The sequence below is a fragment of the Streptomyces sp. NPDC032745 genome, from assembly GCF_055579465.1.
Genome location: NZ_JBVING010000005.1, coordinates 500998 through 520578, shown reverse-complemented (window position 1 = coordinate 520578; position 19581 = coordinate 500998). Strand labels below are relative to the sequence as shown.

Genomic DNA, 19581 nt, shown 5'->3' with positions numbered 1-19581 from the left:
GGCAGAAATCTAGCCTCGCTACTGCCTGTCCGCGACTGGGATCACTGTGATCGAGGGGGAAGTGTGACTGTTCGGGAGGTCGGTGTTCTGGCGATCGGTGCGGGTCCGGCGAATCTGGCGCTGGCGGTGGCCATCGAGGAGTCGGGTTCGGCCGAATTGGCGGACGGCACGCTGCTGTTGGAGCAGAGTCCGGACGTCACATGGCAGCGTGATCTGCTGATGCCGTGGGCGCGCAGCCAGGTGTCCTTCCTGAAGGACCTGGTGACGTTGCGGAATCCCTCGAGCAGGTTCACGTTCCTCAATTTCCTGCACGAGCAGGGGCGGTTGGACGAGTTCGTGAACCTGGGGACGTTCCACCCGTTCCGGTGGGAGTTCTCGGACTACCTGCAGTGGGTCGCGAAGTCCCTGGAGCGGGTCGAGATCCGGTACGGGGCGCGGGCGGCGCAGGTCGATCCGGTGTGCGGGCCGGACGGGGCCGTCTCCGGGTGGAGCGTGCTGCTGACGGACGGGGACGAGATCCGCTGCCGGGACCTCGTCGTCGGCGGCGGCCGCGACCCGCGCGTACCCGAAGTGTTTTCCGGTCTTCCGCACGACCGGCTGATTCACAGTGCGCAGTACCGGACGCGGATTGCGGGGATTCCACGGGACGAGCCGGTCCGGGCGGTGGTGGTCGGCGGGGCGCAGAGTGCGGCGGAGATGTTCTACGCGCTGCACGAAAATCTGCCGCAGAGCCAAGTGACGATGCTGGTGCGGTCGATCGGCCTGCAGACCTACCAGACCAGCAAATTCGTGAACGAGTTGTTCTTCCCTTCCTTCGTGGACGAGTTCTACGAAAGTCCGGCGGAAGTAAGGGCGCAGCTGCTCGACGAAATGCGCTTCACGAATTACGCCGGGCTGGCACCGCCGTTCCTCGACGAGCTGTACACGATGCTCTACCGGCAGAAGACGCTCGGCCCGCAGCGCTCCGAGGTCCGGGCGATGACCGAGGTCGTCGGGGCGCGGCTCGAGGACGGGGAAGTGGTCCTGGACCTGCGGGACCGGATGAGCGGCAAGACGGAGCCCCTGCGCTGCGACCTCGTCCTCCTCGGCACCGGCTACGACCCCCGTAAACCCGCCCTCGTACGGGAGCTGGCGGCCCGCGTCGGGATCGACGAGGTCGCGGTGAGCCGCGCCCACCGGGTGGAACTCGGGGAGTCCGCCTGGGGCGCCGTCTACCTCCAGGGCGTCAACGAGGAGACCCACGGCATCGCCGACTCCCTCATCAGCGTCCTCGCCCACCGCTCCCAGGACATCCTCACCGACCTGCTCTCCCGCCGCGCCGGCGCCGAATCCAGGAGCGCCTGATGCAGCGGACACTCGTGATCGCCCCCGGCCCGACCGCGAACGGCGATCTGCACCTGGGCCACCTGGCCGGACCGTTCCTCGCCGCCGACGTCTGCGCGAGGTACGCCCGCGCCGCGGGCCACGACGTGCTGTTCGGCACGGGCGTGCACTTCACGCAGAACTACATCGTGACCACCGCCCGCAGACTGGGCGTACCACCCGAAGAGCTGCGCGTCCGGTCGGCCGGGCAGGTGGAGCAGACCCTCGCGGCCATGGGCATCCGGCCGGACGGGTTCGTCCGCTTCGGCGACCGGTACGTCAAAACCGTCCGGACCTTCTTCGAGCGCCTGCACAGCAGCGGCGCACTCCGGCTGCAAGGCGTCAGGTTCCCGTACGCACCGCGCACCGGCGAGTACCTCACCGACGCCTACGTCCGCGGCGGCTGCCCGGTGTGCCTCGCCGACGGGTGCGCCGGGCTCTGCGAGAACTGCGGGCACTGGATCGCATCCGGCGACCTGATCGAGCCGCGCTCGACCCTGCACCCCGAGGACCCGGTCGAACTGCGCGAGCAGCAGGTCCTGGTGCTGCCGCTCGAAGACCACCGCGAGGCGCTCGTAACCTACTTCGCCCGGCAGAGCGCGACGATGCGCCCGCGCCTGGCGCAGATGATCGAGGAGATCCTCGCCCGGCCGCTCCCGGACTATCCCGTAACCCTCCCCATCGCGTGGGGCATCCCCGCACCCTTCCCTGAGGTCGCGGACCAGGTGATCTACGCGGATGCCGAGACGATCGCCTGGAGCATGCACTGCACCGCGCTCGCCGCCGAGGAGCGCGGCGAAGTGCTCGCGGCCGACGACGAGTTGTGGTTCTCCGAGGCCGGCAACAAGGTCGTGTACTTCTTCGGCTCGGACGCCGGCTTCGCCTTCGCCGTCGTCGGGGCGGCGATGCTGGAGGCGCTGGGCGGCTACACCCTGCCCGAGCACTTCGTCACCAACGAGTTCTACGAGCTGGACCACGACAAGTTCTCCACCAGCCGCGGCCATGTCGTATCGGGCCGGGAACTGGCCGCCGAGGTGCCCAGGGACGTCATCCGCTTCTACCTCGCCGCGACCAGCCCCGACTTCCAGCGCACCAACTTCACGCGCGAGGCGCTGACCCGGGTGACCGGCGAACGGCTCGTCGGGCCGTGGAACCGGGTCGCGGACAAGGCCGGCAGCTGGGCAGGCCGGGGTCCGTTACCGGTGTCCGGGCGGTCCCGGGAGGCGGCCGCGCGCCTGCTGGAGCGCTTCGCCGCCGCCTACGACGTCCGCCGCTTCAACCTGACCGCGGCCGCGTTCACCCTGTCCGAGCAGCTGGCACGGCTGGACCGGTGGGAGGTGGGACCGGCCGACGCCGGCGACTTCTGCCACGAGGTCGACGTGTTCCTGCGCTGCGCGGCGCCGCTGCTGATCGACCTGGCCGAGGCGGGCCTCCCCGACGGCGCGATCCCCGCCGAGCCGCACGCCACGGAGTTCACCCCCGTACGGCTGCCGCGCCTGGCGGAGCCGGGACGGTGAAGGCGGCGCCTTCCGGCCGGCAGGCCGGGGCCGGGGCCGGGGCCCGGGCCGTGGGCGGGGCCGCGGGCGGGGCCGCCGTCGTGGTCGTCGGAGCCGGCGTCACCGGGCTGCTGACCGCCGTGGAGTGCGCGCTCGCCGGCCACCGCGTGACCGTGCTGGACAGGGGACCGATCCCCAACCCGCACGCCAGCTCCTTCGACCAGCACCGGGTCGTCCGCACCTTCGGCCCGGACGACCCGGACGCCACCCGGCGGATGACGGCCGCCCACCGCCGATGGCAGGACCTGGAGACGCTGCTCGGAACCCGCTTCCACCGCCGGGTCGGAGTGGTCACCGCCTGGCCCCGGGAACGCCTCGCCGCGCTGGCCGCATCGGCCGCCGAGGCGGGGGTCTGCGTACGGACGGTGGAACCGGAGAAGCTGCCGCACCTGGAGTTCCCGCCGGACTCGGCAGGGCTCCTGGACGTGGACGGCGGGGTGTTGCTCGCGGAGCGGGTCCTGCACGCCGCCGCCCGCCGGCTCGACGGGCATCCGGCGGTGACCTTGCGTCCGTACACCGCGGTGACCGGGATCGACACGGACTCCGGGAAGGTACGGCTCGCCGGCGGCGAGCGGCTGGGCGCCGACCTGGTCCTGGTCGCGGCCGGCCCGTGGACGCGCGACCTGGCCGGGCCGCCGGTCGTCCTGCACCGCCAGACCATGGTCTACCTGCATCCGCCGGCCGACGCGGCGCGGTGGTGGGAACGCGCACCCGCGGCCGGCGGACTCGGCGCGGACGGCCGGGCCTGGGCGGTACCGCCCGGTGACGGCACGCTCCTGAAGATCAGCTCCGACGCGGTCTGCCGCACGGTGGACACCACCGAGGACTGCGCCGCCGAGGACCAGGAGCCCTGGGCCGAGCGGCTCGCCGCGGCGGCGCCGCTGACCGGCCTGCACCGCTACACCGTGGCCGCCGTGAAGCCCTGCCACTACGCGGCCGACGCGGACACCGGCGGCGCACTGCTCGTCCGCGTGGGTCCCGCCGTCTGGTCGCGGGCGGCGTGCGGCGGATCCGGATTCAGTGCGGCCCCGCTCGTCGCGGACCGCATCGTCGATGTCTTGAGGGAAGGGGCGGCATGACGGAGGATGCTCCGGTCCGGGTGTTCGACGCGCTGAAGGCGACTCCGACACCGGTCCGATATCTCCTCGGCGGCGTACTGGTCAACCAACTCGGGGCTTTCGTCCAGACGTTCCTCGTGCTGTACCTGACCTTCCGCGGCGCGTCGGTCAGCGTGGCGGGGCTCTCGCTCGTCGCGTACAGCATCGGTTCGGTCTTCGGCACGATGCTGGGCGCCGAGACCACCCACCGGTTCGGCCCGCGGGTCACCATCATGGCGGCGATGGGGGCATCGGCCCCGCTGGTGGCGTCGATCTCCTGGCTGAGCGGGCCCGGGACGCTGTGGGCGCTGCTGGTCGTGGTCGGGCTCGCGGGCCTGTTCACCCAGGCGTACCGGCCGGCGGCCGCCGTGATGCTCAGCGACCTGATGCCGGAGCGGTACCAGGTCATGGCGTTCTCGATGATGCGCATCGCGCTGAACATCGGCGCCGCCCTGGCCCCGCTGGTCGCCGCGCTGGTCATCCTGGTCGACTGGGACCTGCTGTTCTGGATCGACGGCGGGACCGCGCTGGTCTACGCCCTGCTGGCGTTCGCCCTGCTTCCGAGGAAGGCCGTGGAGGGGGAGGCGGAGCCGGAAGCCGAGGCCGCGGGCGGAGCCGCACCCGAAGCCGCGGCGTCCGGACCGGCCGCCGACGGCCGTTCGGCGTACGCCACGATGGCCCGCGACCGGAAGTACCTGCTCTACCTGGGCGCCATCCTGCTCGGCTCGCTCACCTACGCGCAGGGCCACATCGCCCTGCCGCTGGAGCTCGCCGCGGACCACTACCCGACCGGCTTCTACAGCACCGTGCTCACAGTGTCCTCCGTCGTACTGATCACCTGCGAGCTCAAGATCACGGCCTACCTCAGCAGGCTGCCGAAGCACGTACGGGTGATCACCGGCCATCTGGTGGAGGCCGTCGGCCTCGCGGTCTACGGGCTGACCTCCCGGTCCGGTGCGTTCACCATCACCGGTGCGGTGCTGGTCGTCTGCGGGATCATGATCGCCGCGCCGAGCATGTTCGCCCACCCGGCGACGTTCCCCGCGGCGGTCAAGGCCCGCTACATCGGCACCATGCAGGCCGTGGGCGGAGCGGCCTCGGCACTCGCGCCGCTGTTCGGCGTCTTCCTCTGGACCAGGCTCGGCGGCGGGTTCTGGCTGCTGTGCGGCGTCGTGACCGCCCTGGCCGGACTGCTCGCCCTGGCCGGTGTGAAACAGCCGCCCGAGCCCTCTCCTACGAAGGACGCGGACGCCGGCACCGAAGGAAAGCCCGAAGTCGTCGGAGGCACGTCATGAACGAGCAGCAGCCCGGCCCGGCCGCCGGGCCGGTCCTGATCGTCGGGTTCGTCGGCGTCACGCTCGCCGCCATCGGGGAGTTCCAGCCGGACGACTCGGTGATCTACATCGAAGAGCCCGATGTCGTCCGCAAACGGCACGTGCACGAGCAGCTCGACGGGGTGGCGTTCGTCCGCGGCCTGATCGAGTGGGAGTACCACCTCGAGGGCAAGGCCGACGAGTTCCACAACGCCCACCCCGGCCTCGCACCCGCCGCGGTCGTCCCGGCGATCGAGTACGCGACCCCGTTCGCCGCGCGCCTCGCGGAGCGCTACGGTCTGCCCGGAGCCGGCCTCGGAGCCGCCCGGATACTCCGCGACAAGGCCCTGCTGCGGCAGGTCAGCGCCTCGGCCGGGATCGCCAACCCGGCCGGTGTCCGGGTGGACGGGCCCGCCGCCGTACGGGACTTCCTGCGCGGCCAGGCCGGCCCCGTCGTGCTCAAACCCGCCAACCGCCAGGCCGCCGTGGGCACCCGGGTGATCCACGACCCGGCCGAGGTCGAACAGGCCTGGGCGGACTGCCTGGTCCAGGACGAGGGCGTCTTCGTGCCCGACCGGCCCATGGAACTGTCCATGCTCGCCGAACAGTACGTCGAGGGCCCCGAGTTCAGCGTCGAGATGCTCGTACGCGACGGGCACCCGCTGTTCGTCAACGTCACCGGCAAACAGCTCTTCCCCGGACCCCACCCGGTGGAGATGGCGCACACCGTCCCGGCGGACATCCCCGAGGACCTCGCGGAGGCGCTCGGTGCGCAGACGGCGCGCGTCGTCGGGGCCGTCGGCTTCCGCCACGGGATCGTCCACTGCGAATGGATCGTCTCGGACGGAGTCCCGTACCTCGTGGAATGCGCGGGCCGGCTCGCCGGCGGTGGCATCGTCGACACCATCCAGCTCGCCTACCCCGTACAGCTCATGCGCAGCTACTACGCGGTGATGAAGGGCGAGGAGCCGCCGGCCGAACTGCCCCGGCGCGCCAAGGGCGGCGCGGCCGTACGGTTCCTGGCCGCCGGGGCGGGCCGGGTCACGGCCGTGCACGGCGTCGAGGACGCCCGGCAGGTCGACGGCGTGTTCCTGGTCGCGGTCACCGCCGGGCCGGGCGACCGGTTCACCGGGCTGCGCCACTCCTGGGACCGCGCCGGGATCGTCATGGCCACCGCGGACAGCTCCGCCGAGGCACTGCGGCGGGCCGAGGCCGCCGCTGCCGCAGTCCGGATCGACATCGAGGGGGAAGCATGACGGTACGGGAGGTCGGTGTCCTGGCGATCGGCGCCGGTCCGGCGAATCTGGCGCTCGCGGTGGCCATCGAGGAATCGGGCTCGGCCGAACTGGCGGACGGAACCCTGCTGCTGGAGCAGAGTCCGGACGTCAAATGGCAGCGCGACCTGCTGATGCCGTGGGCGCGCAGCCAGGTGTCCTTCCTGAAGGACCTGGTGACGTTGCGGAATCCCTCGAGCAGGTTCACGTTCCTCAACTTCCTGCACGAGCAGGGGCGGTTGGACGAGTTCATCAACCTGGGGACCTTCCACCCGTTCCGGTGGGAGTTCTCCGACTACCTCCAGTGGGTCGCCACCTCTCTGCAGCGGGTCCGGATCCGGTACGGGGCCCGCGCCGCGCAGGTCGACCCGGTCGTGGAAGCGGACGGCTCCCTCTCCGGGTGGAGCGTGCTGCTGACCGACGGGGACGTGATCCGCTGCCGGGACCTCGTCATCGGCGGAGGCCGCGACCCGCGGGTGCCGGACGTCTTCGCCGGCCTGCCGGCCGACCGGCTGATCCACAGCGCCCAGTACCGGACCCGGATCGGGCTGCTCCCGAAGGACGAACCGCTGCGCGCCGTGGTGGTCGGCGGGGCCCAGAGCGCCGCCGAGATGTTCTACGCGCTGCACGAGAACCTTCCGCAGAGCCGCGTGACCATGGTCGTACGCTCGGTCGGGCTGCAGAACTACCAGACGAGCAAGTTCGTGAACGAGCGGTTCTTCCCCTCGTTCGTGGACGAGTTCTACGACAGCCCAGCGGAGGTCCGGGCGCAGGTCCTGGACGAGATGCGGCTGACGAACTACGCCGGGCTGGCACCGCCGTTCCTCGACGAGCTGTACACGATGCTCTACCGGCAGAAGGCCCTCGGCCCGCAGCGCTCCGAGGTCCGGGCGATGACCGAGGTCGTCGGGGCCCGGCTCGAGGACGGGGACGTCGTACTCGACCTGCGGGACCGGATGAGCGGCAAGACGGAGCCGCTGCGCTGCGACCTCGTCCTGCTCGGCACCGGCTACGACCCCCGCAAGCCCGCCCTCGTACGGGAGCTGGCGGCCCGCGTCGGGATCGACGAGGTCGCGGTGAGCCGCGCCCACCGGGTCGAGCTCGGCGAGTCGGCCCGGGGCGCCGTCTACCTCCAGGGCGTCAACGAGGAGACCCACGGCATCGCCGACTCCCTCATCAGCGTCCTCGCCCACCGCTCGCACGACATCCTCACGGACCTGCTCGCCCGCCGCGGCGCCGCGACCGGACCCGGGAGTGCCCGATGACCGCGGGCAGGGGAGTCCTGCTGGTCATCGGCAGCGGGCTGAAGGTGTACCGCGAGTACCTCGTCGCGCCGATCCGGCGCCGCGCCCGCGCGGCCGGCCTGGACATGGTGCTGCTGAACAACCTCAACCCCACCTGGCAGCACGAGTACTTCGACGAGATCATCGTCGCCAACGTCTTCGACTCCGAGGCGATGGGCGCGGCGGCACGCGAGGTCGCCGCACGCCGCCGCATCGTCGGCCTGATGTGCTGGGACGAGCCGCTGGTCCTGGACGCCGGGCTGCTCGCAGCCGAGTTCGGTGTGCCGGGGCTGTCCGTGCCCGGCGTGCGCGGCTGCCGGGACAAGCAGCTCACCCGGGCCGAGCTCACCGCGGCGGGCCTGTACCAGCCGGGGTTCGAGCTGACCACCACCGCCGCGCAGGCCAGGGCGGCGGCGGAGCGGATCGGCTATCCCGTGGTGATCAAGCCGCGCGCGATGGGCGCCAGCATCGGCGTCGTGTTCGCGGCCGACGAGACCGAGCTGGACGCCGCGTTCCGGATAGCCCTGTCCGCGAGCGAGGTCGACCCGGGCCCCTACCGGGCGAGCGCCATCGTCGAGGGGTACGCGCCCGGGCCGGAGATCAGCATCGACGGCGCCGTACACAAGGGCGAGTACCTGCCGATGTTCGTGGCCCGCAAACACAGCAGCGACCAGCCGTACTTCGAGGAGGTCGGGCACCTCGTCGACGCGGCCGACCCGCTGATGGCGGACCACGAGCTGATGCGCACCCTGGCCCGGGCGCACCAGGTGCTCGGCATCGAGGACGGCATCACCCACAGCGAGGTCCGGCTGACCGGCCGCGGGCCGCTGATCATCGAGATCAACGGCCGGCTCGGCGGGGACCTGATCCCCTTCCTCGGCAGGACCGCGACCGGCATCGAGCCCGGCGAGGTGCTGTTCGACGTGGCCACCGGGCAGCGGCCGGACACCCGGCCCAGCCGGCGGGCCGTCGCCGGCATCCGGTTCGGCTACCCGGAACGGGACTGCCTGCTGCGGTCGGTCGCCGTACCGGCCGAGGCCCCGGGCCTGGTCGCCGCCGCGCCGATGGCCGAGCCCGGCACCACCCTGCGGCTGCCCCCGGGCGGCTACCTGGCACGGCACTCCTTCGTGGTGTGCGAGGCCGACGACACGCAGACCTGCCTGGAGCGGCTGGACGCGGCGGCGGCGCTCGTCGCACTGGACGCCGAACCGATCGGCCCGCCGGATCCGGACGCGCCGTTCGAGATGCCGGCCGGCCTGCTCGACGTGGACGAATGACCGTCTGTCCGACGAACGCAGCAACGCAGCAACGCGGCAGCGCAGCACACCATCACCTGAGGGGGAACGCATGAGCACGACCCGGAACCCGGGCACCGAAGCACCCACGACCGCGGCAGAGATCCTGGAGCGGGCCAAGGCACTGGCTCCGCGGTTGCGGGAGCGGTCGGCGGAGATCGAGCAGGCCCGGCAACTCCCGGCGGACGTCGTGGACATGCTGCGCGGCACCGGAGTGTTCCGGATGTGCTTCGGGCCCGAGTGGGGCGGTCCCGAGCTGACGTCGATGCAGCAGGCCGAGGTCGTGGAGACGCTGGCCTACGGGGACGCCTCGGCCGGCTGGTGCGCGGCGATCGGCGCGATGACCGGGGCGATCAGCAACTTCCTGGACCCCGCCGTGGTCAAGGAGGTGTTCCCGAGCCTGGACATGATCACTGCCGGGCTGATCGCGCCGGCCGGGCACGCCGAGCGGGTTCCCGGCGGCTTCCGGCTGACCGGCCGGTGGTCGTTCGGCAGCGGCATCACCCATGCCGACTGGGTGACCTCCGGGGCGTTCATCTACCAGGACGGCAAGCCGTGGGCGAGTCCGGACGGCAGCAACGCGCACGCGTCGCGCCAGTTCCTGGTGCCGGCCCACGAGGTCGGGGTCGTCGGGAACTGGGACACCACCGGCCTGTGCGGCAGCGGGAGCAGCGACTACACGATCACCGACGTGTTCGTGCCGGAGGAACACACCTACACCTTCTACAAGGTGCGGGGCCGCACCGACACCCCGATCGCCCAGCCCGACTCCTTCATGCGCAGCCTGTGCGCCGTGCCGCTCGGGGTGGCCAGGGCCGCGCTGGACCAAGCCCGGGAGACCGCGCTGACCCGGGTGGACAAGATGACCGGCGCGGTGTGGGCGGACACCTTCCGCGTGCAGGTCACCCTCGCCGAGTGCGAGGCGGAGTTCAACGCCGCCCGCAGCGGCGTCTACAGCAGCTCGCAGCGGCACTGGGACGTACTGGCGGGCGGCGGCACCCTGGACGATCTCACCGCCACCGAGCGGGCCGCTTCCTCGCTCGCCTGGGTGCACGCCTTCCGCACCTCGCGGGCGATCGTGAACCGGCTCTACGACCTGCTCCAGGCCTGGTCGATCAACCGGTCCTCGCCGATGGACCGCTGGATGCGGGACACCGCGACCATGTGCCAGCACGTCGCCGCCTCGGACCTGATCCTCGAATCCGGTGGCGCCTACCTGCTGGGCCGGCCGCCCAAGTTCCGGATGAGCCTCGGCATCGTCAAGTAGGGCCAAGTGAAAGGCGATCACATGACCATGACCCGGACCCCGGGGGCCGAGGTGCCCGCCACCGCGGCGGAGCTCCTCGCCCGTGCGAAGGAGCTGGCACCGCTGCTGCGGGAGCGGTCGGCTGAGATCGAAGAGGCGCGGCGGCTGCCGGCGGACGTGGTGGACATGCTGCGCGACGCCGGGATGTTCCGGATGGCCTTCGGCCGTGAGCTGGGCGGCCTGGCGCTGACGACGATGGAGCAGACGCAGGTCGTCGAGACGCTCGCGCACGGGGACGCCTCCGCGGCCTGGTGCACGGTGATGGGCGCGAGCAGCGGCATCTTCAGCGCCTTCCTCGACGAGACGGTGGCCAAGGAGATCTTCCCGACCCCGGACACGATCATGGCCGGGCTGCTGCAGCCGACGGGTCACGCCGAGCGGGTTCCCGGCGGCTTCCGGCTCTCCGGCCGCTGGTCGTTCGGCAGCGGCATCACCCACGCCGACTGGGTGACCTCGGGTGCGTTCGTCTACCAGGACGGCGAGCCGTACGCGAGCCCGGACGGCAGCAATCCGCACGAGTCGCGGCAGTTCCTGGTGCCCCGGGCCCAGGTGGAGGTCATCGACAACTGGCACACCATGGGCATGCGCGGCACCGGCAGTTGCGACTACACGATGGCCGATGTCTTCGTCCCCGAGGAGCACACGTACAGCTTCGGCAAGGTACGCGGCCGGCCCGGCCCGCTCGCCCAGCCGGACGCGTTCACGCGCAGCATGTGCGGCGTGGCGCTCGGGGTGGCCCGGGCCGCCCTGGACCACGCGCGGGAGACCGCCCGGACCCGGGTGGACCGGATGACCGGGGTGGCGTGGAAGGACCACTTCCGGGCCCAGGTCACGCTCGCCGAATGCGAGGCGGACTTCCTCGCCACCCGGGGCGGGGTGTACGGGAGCCAGCGGCGCCAGTGGGAGGTGCTGGCCGCCGGGGGCACCCTGGACGACCTCGATCCCGAGGAGCGCGCCGCGTCGCCGCTCGCCTGGGTGCACGCCTTCCGCACCTCGCGGTCGATCGTCGGCCGTCTCTTCGACCTGCTCCAGACCTGGTCGATCCACCAGTCGTCGCCGATGGACCGCTGGATGCGCGACACCACCACCATGTGCCAGCACGCCACCGCCCAGGACCGCATCCTCCAGTCGGCCGGCGCCTATCTGCTGGGCGGGAAACCCGAGTTCGGGATCTGCCTCGGCATCGTCAGATAACGCAATTCGCCTGCGTGCAGGCCAGGGGGGAGAAAGTCCGATGGGCCGAGGCCTGGTGCTTTTGGTCAATCCCAACAAGGTGCACCCACCGATCGCGCCCTATGCGCTCGATGTGCTCACGACCTCGTTGGAGGCCGCCGACTTCGAGGTCGAGGTGGTCGACCTCACGTTCCACCGGGAGGACTGGAAGTCCTGCCTCTCCGAATACTTCGGAGCGCGCAACCCGGTCCTCGTCGGTGTCACCATCCGCAACACCGACACCGTCTACGCCTTCGAGCAGCGTCCCTTCATCGGGGAGCACAAGGAGATCATCACCGAGATCAAGCGACTGACGGACGCGCCGGTCGTCGGCGGCGGCATCGGCTTCTCCTCCATGCCCTTCGCGCTGGTCGACTACTTCGGCATCGACTTCGGCGTCAAGGGCCCCGGCGAGCAGATCATCTGCGATCTCGCCGACGCGCTGGTCACCGGGCGCGACACGAGCACGGTGTCCGGTCTGCTGCGCAACACGGGGGAGGGGGTCGTCCGGGTACCGCCGCCGGCGCTCTCCCCGGCGCCGCGCAGCGCCGTGGCACCGCGGCCCGCCGGGCAGTTCGAGGACCGCGTGTGGCAGGTGGACCGGGCAGGTACGTATCTGCGCCGCTCCGGCTCGCCGCACAAGGTGGACAACCTGCTCTACTACCAGCGCGGCGGGCTGGCCGGCATCCTCACCAAGAACGGCTGCACCTACCGCTGCTCGCACTGCGTCGAACCGGACGCGAAGGGCATCCGGTTCGGCCGGCGCGACGTCGCCGCCGTGGTCGACGAGATGCAGTCCCTCGCCGCGCAGGGAATCCTCGACCAGCACACCACCGACAGCGAGTTCAACCTGTCCATCTCCCACGCGAAGCAGCTGCTGCGCGAGATCGTCCGCCGCAAGCACGCCGACTCCGGCAATCCGCTGAACGAGCTGCGGCTGTGGGTCTACTGCCAGCCCTCGCCGTTCGACGAGGAGTTCGCCGAGCTGCTCGCGGCAGCGGGCTGCCGCGGGGTGAACGTCGGCTCCGACCACGTACGGGCGGACATGCTGCGCGGCTGGAAGGTCACCGAGAAGGGCACCACGTACTACTCCTTCGCCGACACCGAGAAACTGGTCCGGCTCTGCCACGCCAACGGCATGCTGACCATGGTCGAGGCGCTGTTCGGAATGCCGGGCGAGACGCCGCAGAGCATGCGCGAATGCGTCGAGGCGTTCATGGCGCTGGACGCCACCGTGACCGGGTTCTCGCTGGGGCTGCGGCTCTTCCCCCACACACCGCTGGGCATCGCGATGGCCGAGCAGTGCGACGGGGTGCGCACGGTGCCCGGACTGCAGTCGAATACGGCCACCGAGCCGATCGTGCTGAAGCCGCTGGCCCGGTGCTCGGGCCCGGTCGAGTACGAGCGGCAGTTCATGTTCGACGCGTCGGGCAACTTCCGCCTCGTCTGCTACTTCTCGCCGGATCTCCTGGAGGACGCCGGAACGGTCAGCGATCCGTCCGGGCTGCGGCGGCGGTCCGTGGAACTGCTCTGGGAGCTCGTCGACCCGTCCGACCACCACCGGGTCATGCTGCCGACGCTGGCAGGCATGAGCGAGCACGACAACAACTACGCGGACAATCCGTTCCTGACGAGTCTCAGCGGACTCGGATACACCGGAGCATTCTGGGCGCATTGGCGAGACCGCGAGGCAATTCTCCGTCAGGCGCAAGAGGTAGGAATGGCAGAGTCCGCAGAAAACTGACATGGCCGGATGTCAATGTCGATACCGACATGGTGACCGCGCCGCGCGGATATCCCCCTGACCGTTGCGGTAAGGCTGGCCTGTGCACCATTCTGGTAACGGCCGGTCGGCCTGGGCCGCCGTAAAAGATCGATTCGGGGGGAAGGTAGAAATGCATCAGACGACAAACATCAAGGGGCTGCTCTGGCCGCTCTCGTCACAGGGTGAGGCGCAAAGGGAGTTCGCTGGCCGGCGGCCCGACGGTGATCTCGCGGTCGTCGCCAGACCTCTCGCCACCGTCACCGTCGTGCTCGCCGACGCGCAGCCCGCGATTCGCCACGGAGTCCGTTCCGTCCTGGAACGGTCCGGGGGGATATCCGTCGTCGGCGAGGCCGCCACGGCGGACGAGGTGATCGCGGAGACCTCCCGCTGCCGGCCCCACGTCCTCGTGGTCGACCCGCTCATGGACGAACGGGCCGGTATGCGGGTGATATCCGAAGTGCTGAGATTATGGCCCGAAACGGGCATCCTCGTCTTCAGCTCGGTCGACGACGACCGGGTCATCACCGCCGCGCTCCAGGCCGGTGCGCGCGGCTATCTGTTCAAGCGGGCCGACGCGGACCAGATCCTGCGCGGTATTCAGGCCGTCGCGGCCGGTGAGGGAATCGTCGACAAGTCGATCGCCAACCGGCTCGGAGCCCTGATGTGCCCGGCGTCGACCGGGCAGTATTACTACCCCTTCCCGCAGTTGACCAACCGGGAACGGGACGTTCTGGAACGTATCGCCGCGGGCAAGTCGAATGCCGCCATTGCCCGTGAGCTCGTGCTCGCATCGAAGACCATCAGCAACCGCGTCTCCACGATATTCGGAAAACTCGGCGTGGCCGATCGGTCCCAAGCCATCGTGCTGGCCCGCGACGCGGGTCTGGGGCACGGCTGATCCGCCGATATCACCACATGCGACAGCGTGCGGCAGAGATTCCCTTTCGACAAGGGAACAATTCCCCTGTCGAAAGGGAGTCGCCTTCTTCTAGCCTGATCGATGTCGCCCGCCGCCTCAATGCCGCAATCCCGAAATGCCGCAACACCGCAACGCCGCAACGCAAAGACGTCGATCGGAGCGGAACGTTGACCGACCAGGAACAACCCGACGTGGAGATCCGCACGGCGGAGCCGGACCACCTGCTCCGGGAACACGGCCTGGACCTCAAGCTGCTGTACCCCTGGCCGGGGCTGGAAGCGCCCTTCCGCGGTGCATGGTGCGTCCTGCGCCCCGGCGACGTGTCGGAGGCGCACGCCCACCGCGAGCGCGAGATGTTCATCGCCATGGCCGGCCGCGCCGAGGTGGTCTGCAACGGCCGCCGGTGGGAGCTCGCGGCAGGGGACATCGCGCTCATGAAGGGCGGAGCCGAGCACCACATCGTCAACGAGCACGACACGGACTTCTCCTACTACGCGATCTGGTGGGGCCGGAGCATGTCGGCCGAGTTCCTCGCCGGGCAGCCCGCGCAGAACACCGAAGCGGACACGGTCACGTGATCGACTACGACGGCCGCAGGTTCCGCAAGCCGCAGGGCGACGTGCGCACCGTCGCCGTCTACCACCAGCAGGGCGACCTGGTCTGGGGAGAGGTCGTCGGCGGCGAGGTGCGGCGCGGGTGGACCGTCGGCACCTGCACGCCGGACGGCACCCTGTCCATGGGCTACACCCTCGTGTTCGCCACCGGCGAGGTGGTCTGCGGGCGCACGGTCAACACACCCGAGGTGGCCGAGGACGGCCGCCTGCGGCTGCGCGAGGTCTGGGAACGCTACGGTCCGCACGCCGCTACGGGGATCTCCTACATCGAAGAGGTGCAGTGAACGGCGCATCCGAGGCGGACTGGCAGCGTCTGGAGAAGACGGTGGCGGGCCGCGTACTGCGGCCCGGCGATGCCGGTTTCCGCGAGTCCAGCACCCCGTTCAACACCCGCTACGCCTCGACCACGCCGAGCGGTGTCGTGTCCGCGGCGAACCACGGCGACGTACGGCACGCCATCGAGTGGGCCCGCGACACGGGCGTAGGCCTCGTCGCCCGCAGCGGCGGCCACAGTTACGCGGGCCACTCCGTCAACACCGGCCTCGTCCTCGACCTCAGCGCGCTGAACACCGTCGTCGCCGACGGCTCCACCGGGCTCGTCACGGCCGCCGGCGGGGCCCGCATGGCCGACGTCCACGCGGCGGTCCAACCCCATGAGATGGCGTTCGCGCTGGGCAACGGCGCCTCGGTCGGCATCGCCGGCCTCACGCTCGGCGGCGGCTCCTCCTCCACCTCGCGCAAGCTCGGACTCACCGCGGACGCCCTCGTCCGGACCACCCTCATGACCGCCGAGGGGAAGGTGCTGACCTGCGACGCCCAGGAGAACCCGGACCTGTACTGGGCCTGCCGCGGCGGCGGAGGCGGGAACTTCGGCATCAGCCTGTCCTTCACCTTCCAGGCCACCGCGGTGCCCGACGTCTCCACCTGCCTGCTGCTGTGGGACGGGGCCGATGCCCCGGCGGCCTTCGCGACGGTGCAGGAGGCCGCCCGGCACGCACCGGACGAGTTCTCGGTCCGCCTCGGAGTCGCCGCTGCCGACGGCGACCCCGTGGTGTCGGCCGTCGGTCTGCACCTCGGACCCGCGGGCGAACTGCGGGAGCTGCTCGCCCCTGTTTTCGCGGCGACCCGGCCGGTACGCGAGGACATCGCCGACCGCACGTTCTGGGAAGCCCAGGACTACCTGCTGCACGAGACCTCCGCCGGGGCGTTCGCCGTACGGACGAACTTCGCCGCCGAGCCGCTGCCCCCCGAGGCCGTTGCCGCCGTCATGGCCCGGCTCGCCCGCCGGCCGGGCAGCCGCAACCCGGACGGCTGCGGCCTGGCCCTGTACACCTGGGGCGGCGCCATCAACCGGGTGGCCCCGGCCGACACCGCGTTCGTCCACCGCGACGCACAGTTCCTGGTCAGCATGGACGCCTCCTGGACCGAGCAGGACGGTCCGGACACCGTGGAGGCGAACCTGCGCTGGCTCGCCGGTCTGCAGGAAGAGGTCGCGCCGTACGTGGGCGAGGGCGCGTACCAGAACTTCATCGACCCGGACCTGCCGGACTGGCGGACCGCCTACTACGGCGCCAACTATCCAAGGCTCGTGGAGATCAAGAAGCGCGTGGACCCGGACGGCTTCTTCACCTTCGGGCAGGGCATCGGAACGTGACGGGACCCCGCCGGTCCCGCCGGTAGCCGGGCGCATCCTGCGCATCTTCTGCACCGGCCTGGGTAGGCGGCTTCCATGAGCGAGGAGACCCGCACGCTGCTTCTCGGTGGCGGGACGCACGGAGCCGTCACCCGGTGCCGTGACTTCACGCGCCGCGCGCTCACCGAGTGGCGCTGGATCACCGACGAGCCCACCGGCGGGCCCGGCGCGCAGCAGCACCCGTACGACCCGGACCGGCAGGAGGCCGCCGAGGACGTCCTGCTGCTGGTCTCCGAGCTGGTGAGCAACGCCTGTATCCACGGCGGCGGCCCCCGCGCGCTGGTGCTGCGCCGCAGCGCCGGCCGGCTCAGGATCGAGGTCGGCGACGGGAGCCCCGAGCACCCCCGTCGCCTGCGGACGGCCGGTTCCGCCCTGCCGGGCGGGCACGGCCTGCTGGTCCTCGACCGGCTCGCCCGGAGCTGGGGCTGGGAGCCCTACGCCGACGGGCAGGTCGGCAAGACGGTGTGGGCGGAAGTCCGGGTGCCGCTCACGGCTCCGGCGGCCCGTCCTCGAGGAGGCCCGTCCGCAGAGCGGTCAGCGTCCGGTTGAGCAGCCGCGAGACGTGCATCTGCGACAGCCCCAGCCGCTCGCCGATCTCGGACTGCGTCAGCCCCTGGCCGAAGCGCAGCGACAGCAGGGTGCGCTCCCGCGCGGGCAGTTCGGCCAGCATCGGCTTGAGCGACTCCAGACACTCGATCGTGTCGTACGCCGCCTCCTCCTCCCCGAGCGAGGGCCGGTCGGCGTACGCGTTCCGGTCGCCGTCCTCCTGCACCGGCGCGTCCAGCGAGCGCGCGGAGTACGCGTGCGCCGCCTTCTGCCCCTCCACGAGCTCCTCGGGCGTCACGTGCAGCCGCCCCGCCAGCTCGGCGTCCGTGGGCTCGCGCCCGAGGTCCTGCTCCAGCGCGTCGTGCGCCTTGGCGGCGTCGATCCGCAGCTCCTGGAGCCGCCGGGGCACCTTGACGGCCCAGCTCGTGTCGCGGAAGAACCGCTTGATCTCGCCGACGATGGTCGGCATCGCGAAGGTGGTGAACTCCACCCCGCGCTCCGGGTCGAACCGGTTGATGGCCTTGATCAGGCCGATCGTGCCGACCTGGACGATGTCCTCCATCGGCTCGCTCCGGCCGCGGAACCGGCGGGCGGCGAATTTCACCAGGCTCAGGTTGAGCTCGACGAGGGTGTTGCGTACGTAGGAATACTCGGAGCTGCCCTCGTCGAGGGCCCGCAGCCGGTGGAACAGCGCCCCCGACAGCGTCCGGGCCTCACCGGTGCTCACACTCAGCGTGTCCTGCGGAATGCTTTCGGTGACGTCTGCGTACGGCATCTCGGCTCCTCCGACGGGTGGTCGCGCCGCAGAGGGCTGCAGCACGGCCGTCTCGTGAGCTGTCCTCCGGGATATACCCCCGTCCGGGTGATATGAAGCCGCGCATTCTGGAAACCGCAGATCAGAGCCCTGCCTCAGGGGACCGCAGGGCCTGGCGCACCGACCAGACGACCGAAACCAGCGGCACCGCCACCACCGCGCCCAGCACGCCCGCGGCGATGGCCCCCGCGACCACCGACAGGGCCACGACCACCGGGTGCAGCCGCACCGCCCAGCTCATCAGCATCGGGTGCAGCACATGCCCCTCGATCTGCCCGATGATCACGATCAGGCAGACCACCAGGGCCGCGACCAGCGGCCCCTTGGCAGCCAGCGCGACCACCACGGCCACCGCGAGGGCGACGGGCGAGCCGATCAGCGGGACGAACGCGGCGAAGAACTCCAGCAGCGCGAGCGGCACCGCCAGCGGCACGCCCAAGGCGTAGAGCGCGATCCCCACCAGGATCGCGTTGGTCGCGGCGACGAGCACGATGCCGTGGGTGTACCCGGTGAACGTGCGCCACGCGGCCCGGCCGGCGACCGAGATGCGCTGCTGCGCGCCCTGCGGGAACTGGGAGCACAGCCAGCGCCACTGCCTGTCACCCGAGTAGATGAAGAACACCGAGCAGAACAGCGACAGGGCCACCACGGTCAGGGCCGCCACCAGCCGCCCGGCCCCGGTCACGGCCGTGCTGAGCAGGGTCGCGCGATGGCTGGAGAGGTAGTCGCCGATCCGGTCCCGCAGATCGCCCAGCGCATGCGGGCTCAGCCGCAGGGGCGGCCGCTCCAGCAGGGGCTCGAGCCGGTCCAGCCCCGCCCGGAACTCCGCCACCAGCGAGTTCCACTCCGCCGCCACCGTCTCACCGACGAACGCGAGCGCGCCCAGCCCGAGCACGATGCTGCCGACGAGCGCACAGGCCACGGCCAGGGAGCGGGGGATCCACCGATCCAGCAGATCGGCCACCGGGCGCAGCAGCGCGGTGGCGACCAGGCCGAGGAAGACGGCCACACCGAGCTCGTGGAACCGCCCCAGCACGATGAACACCGTGTACACGACCGCGCCCACCGCCAGCAGCCGCCAGGAGTAGGCCGCGGCCGTCCGCAGCAGGGGCGACACGGAGGCCGCGGACGGCCTGACGGCGGGCCTCCCGCCCGGGCGTCGGCCGCGGGCGCGGGCGCGGCGGGCGGCCACCCGGCCGCGCGGCCCCTCCGTACGCGCCCCGGCCGGGCGGGACTCCGGCCGCCCTGCGGATCGCCTGGTCATGTACCGCCTCTGCCGGTGGCCCGATGGGTGCATTTCCCTGTGAACTGCCACGCTGGATCCGGTACCCCACGCACCAGGAGCCAGATTCGCCCGAAGGAACCGCCGAATGCCCGCGCCCCGTGGCCGGGTCCGCCTCTCCTGCTTGAGGCGCTCCCCGCGGGGCAGGAGCAGGGCCCGCAGGACCGCGGACGACGGGCACCGACCGTGCCGGGGCCATGGGAACCAGAGGAGGTGAAGCTGGTGCGCATCGCTCTTCCGACGGCGTCCA

17 protein-coding genes are annotated in these 19581 nt (G+C 71.3%); 15 read left to right on the top strand and 2 right to left on the bottom strand.

The genetic code is table 11. The annotated features are described in order from the left end of the window. The first annotated feature begins 63 nt into the window (after positions 1-63). The 15 genes from ACZ5WG_RS16635 to ACZ5WG_RS16565 all read left to right on the top strand — a co-directional run bounded on the left by ACZ5WG_RS16635 (position 64) and on the right by ACZ5WG_RS16565 (position 17238). Complete coding sequence (locus ACZ5WG_RS16635; RefSeq protein WP_468723778.1) at positions 64-1344, top strand: lysine N(6)-hydroxylase/L-ornithine N(5)-oxygenase family protein; 1281 nt, start codon at positions 64-66, stop codon at positions 1342-1344. Further along, positions 1344-2879, top strand: a complete 1536-nt coding sequence (locus tag ACZ5WG_RS16630) for a class I tRNA ligase family protein (RefSeq protein ID WP_468723777.1) — start codon at positions 1344-1346, stop codon at positions 2877-2879. Before ACZ5WG_RS16635 ends, ACZ5WG_RS16630 begins: the two co-directional genes overlap by 1 nt. Next, positions 2876-3997 carry an NAD(P)/FAD-dependent oxidoreductase gene (locus tag ACZ5WG_RS16625; protein WP_468723775.1) on the top strand — a complete coding sequence of 374 codons (1122 nt, stop codon included), beginning with the start codon at positions 2876-2878 and terminating at the stop codon, positions 3995-3997. The genes ACZ5WG_RS16630 and ACZ5WG_RS16625 overlap by 4 nt, the downstream gene beginning before the upstream one ends. Then, the gene (locus ACZ5WG_RS16620; protein WP_468723774.1) at positions 3994-5310 is read left to right on the top strand and encodes an MFS transporter; all 1317 of its coding nucleotides are present in this window, start codon (positions 3994-3996) and stop codon (positions 5308-5310) included. Before ACZ5WG_RS16625 ends, ACZ5WG_RS16620 begins: the two co-directional genes overlap by 4 nt. Then, on the top strand, positions 5307-6584 hold the full coding sequence (locus ACZ5WG_RS16615) for an ATP-grasp domain-containing protein (RefSeq protein WP_468723772.1): 1278 nt from the start codon (positions 5307-5309) through the stop codon (positions 6582-6584). The genes ACZ5WG_RS16620 and ACZ5WG_RS16615 overlap by 4 nt, the downstream gene beginning before the upstream one ends. Further along, positions 6581-7867, top strand: coding sequence for a lysine N(6)-hydroxylase/L-ornithine N(5)-oxygenase family protein (locus ACZ5WG_RS16610; protein ID WP_468723771.1), 1287 nt, complete (start codon positions 6581-6583; stop codon positions 7865-7867). The genes ACZ5WG_RS16615 and ACZ5WG_RS16610 overlap by 4 nt, the downstream gene beginning before the upstream one ends. Beyond that, a complete protein-coding gene (locus ACZ5WG_RS16605) occupies positions 7864-9162 on the top strand; it encodes an ATP-grasp domain-containing protein (protein ID WP_468723769.1) in 1299 nt (432 codons plus the stop codon). Before ACZ5WG_RS16610 ends, ACZ5WG_RS16605 begins: the two co-directional genes overlap by 4 nt. Positions 9163-9232: 70 nt before the next feature. Beyond that, positions 9233-10447, top strand: coding sequence for an acyl-CoA dehydrogenase family protein (locus ACZ5WG_RS16600; RefSeq protein ID WP_468723768.1), 1215 nt, complete (start codon positions 9233-9235; stop codon positions 10445-10447). Between the two features lie 21 nt (positions 10448-10468). Beyond that, on the top strand, positions 10469-11680 hold the full coding sequence (locus ACZ5WG_RS16595) for an acyl-CoA dehydrogenase family protein (RefSeq protein ID WP_468723766.1): 1212 nt from the start codon (positions 10469-10471) through the stop codon (positions 11678-11680). Positions 11681-11720: 40 nt separating this feature from the next. Then, entirely contained in the window at positions 11721-13442 is a 1722-nt protein-coding gene (tsrT, locus tag ACZ5WG_RS16590; protein WP_468723764.1) for a tryptophan 2-C-methyltransferase, read from the top strand. A 151-nt stretch (positions 13443-13593) separates the two neighbouring features. Further along, positions 13594-14361, top strand: coding sequence for a response regulator transcription factor (locus tag ACZ5WG_RS16585; protein ID WP_468723763.1), 768 nt, complete (start codon positions 13594-13596; stop codon positions 14359-14361). A 188-nt stretch (positions 14362-14549) separates the two neighbouring features. Then, the gene (locus ACZ5WG_RS16580; RefSeq protein ID WP_468723761.1) at positions 14550-14960 is read left to right on the top strand and encodes a cupin domain-containing protein; all 411 of its coding nucleotides are present in this window, start codon (positions 14550-14552) and stop codon (positions 14958-14960) included. Next, on the top strand, positions 14957-15280 hold the full coding sequence (locus ACZ5WG_RS16575; protein ID WP_266661206.1) for an avidin-fold protein: 324 nt from the start codon (positions 14957-14959) through the stop codon (positions 15278-15280). Before ACZ5WG_RS16580 ends, ACZ5WG_RS16575 begins: the two co-directional genes overlap by 4 nt. Next, positions 15277-16650 (top strand): FAD-binding oxidoreductase, encoded by a 1374-nt coding sequence (locus ACZ5WG_RS16570; protein WP_468723759.1) that lies wholly within the window; start codon positions 15277-15279, stop codon positions 16648-16650. Before ACZ5WG_RS16575 ends, ACZ5WG_RS16570 begins: the two co-directional genes overlap by 4 nt. Before the next feature lie 75 nt (positions 16651-16725). Then, complete coding sequence (locus ACZ5WG_RS16565; RefSeq protein ID WP_468723757.1) at positions 16726-17238, top strand: ATP-binding protein; 513 nt, start codon at positions 16726-16728, stop codon at positions 17236-17238. On the opposite strand, the gene ACZ5WG_RS16560 is transcribed toward ACZ5WG_RS16565, so the two are convergent. Next, entirely contained in the window at positions 17177-18010 is an 834-nt protein-coding gene (locus tag ACZ5WG_RS16560; protein WP_468723756.1) for an RNA polymerase sigma factor SigF, read from the bottom strand. The two genes, ACZ5WG_RS16565 and ACZ5WG_RS16560, sit on opposite strands and share 62 nt — an antisense overlap. A 121-nt stretch (positions 18011-18131) precedes the next feature. Continuing rightward, entirely contained in the window at positions 18132-19313 is a 1182-nt protein-coding gene (locus ACZ5WG_RS16555) for an AI-2E family transporter (RefSeq protein WP_468723754.1), read from the bottom strand. Between the last annotated feature and the right edge of the window lie 268 nt (positions 19314-19581).

Bases quoted from the DNA above. Each gene is read 5' to 3' on its own strand.
- ACZ5WG_RS16630 (WP_468723777.1), top strand. From the start codon at position 1,344: ATGCAGCGGACACTCGTGATCGCCCCCGGCCCGACCGCGAACGGCGAT.
- ACZ5WG_RS16620 (WP_468723774.1), top strand. From the start codon at position 3,994: ATGACGGAGGATGCTCCGGTCCGGGTGTTCGACGCGCTGAAGGCGACT.
- ACZ5WG_RS16615 (WP_468723772.1), top strand. From the start codon at position 5,307: ATGAACGAGCAGCAGCCCGGCCCGGCCGCCGGGCCGGTCCTGATCGTC.
- ACZ5WG_RS16610 (WP_468723771.1), top strand. From the start codon at position 6,581: ATGACGGTACGGGAGGTCGGTGTCCTGGCGATCGGCGCCGGTCCGGCG.
- ACZ5WG_RS16605 (WP_468723769.1), top strand. From the start codon at position 7,864: ATGACCGCGGGCAGGGGAGTCCTGCTGGTCATCGGCAGCGGGCTGAAG.
- ACZ5WG_RS16600 (WP_468723768.1), top strand. From the start codon at position 9,233: ATGAGCACGACCCGGAACCCGGGCACCGAAGCACCCACGACCGCGGCA.
- ACZ5WG_RS16595 (WP_468723766.1), top strand. From the start codon at position 10,469: ATGACCATGACCCGGACCCCGGGGGCCGAGGTGCCCGCCACCGCGGCG.
- tsrT (WP_468723764.1), top strand. From the start codon at position 11,721: ATGGGCCGAGGCCTGGTGCTTTTGGTCAATCCCAACAAGGTGCACCCA.
- ACZ5WG_RS16585 (WP_468723763.1), top strand. From the start codon at position 13,594: ATGCATCAGACGACAAACATCAAGGGGCTGCTCTGGCCGCTCTCGTCA.
- ACZ5WG_RS16565 (WP_468723757.1), top strand. From the start codon at position 16,726: ATGAGCGAGGAGACCCGCACGCTGCTTCTCGGTGGCGGGACGCACGGA.
- ACZ5WG_RS16560 (WP_468723756.1), bottom strand. From the start codon at position 18,010: ATGCCGTACGCAGACGTCACCGAAAGCATTCCGCAGGACACGCTGAGT.
- ACZ5WG_RS16555 (WP_468723754.1), bottom strand. From the start codon at position 19,313: ATGACCAGGCGATCCGCAGGGCGGCCGGAGTCCCGCCCGGCCGGGGCG.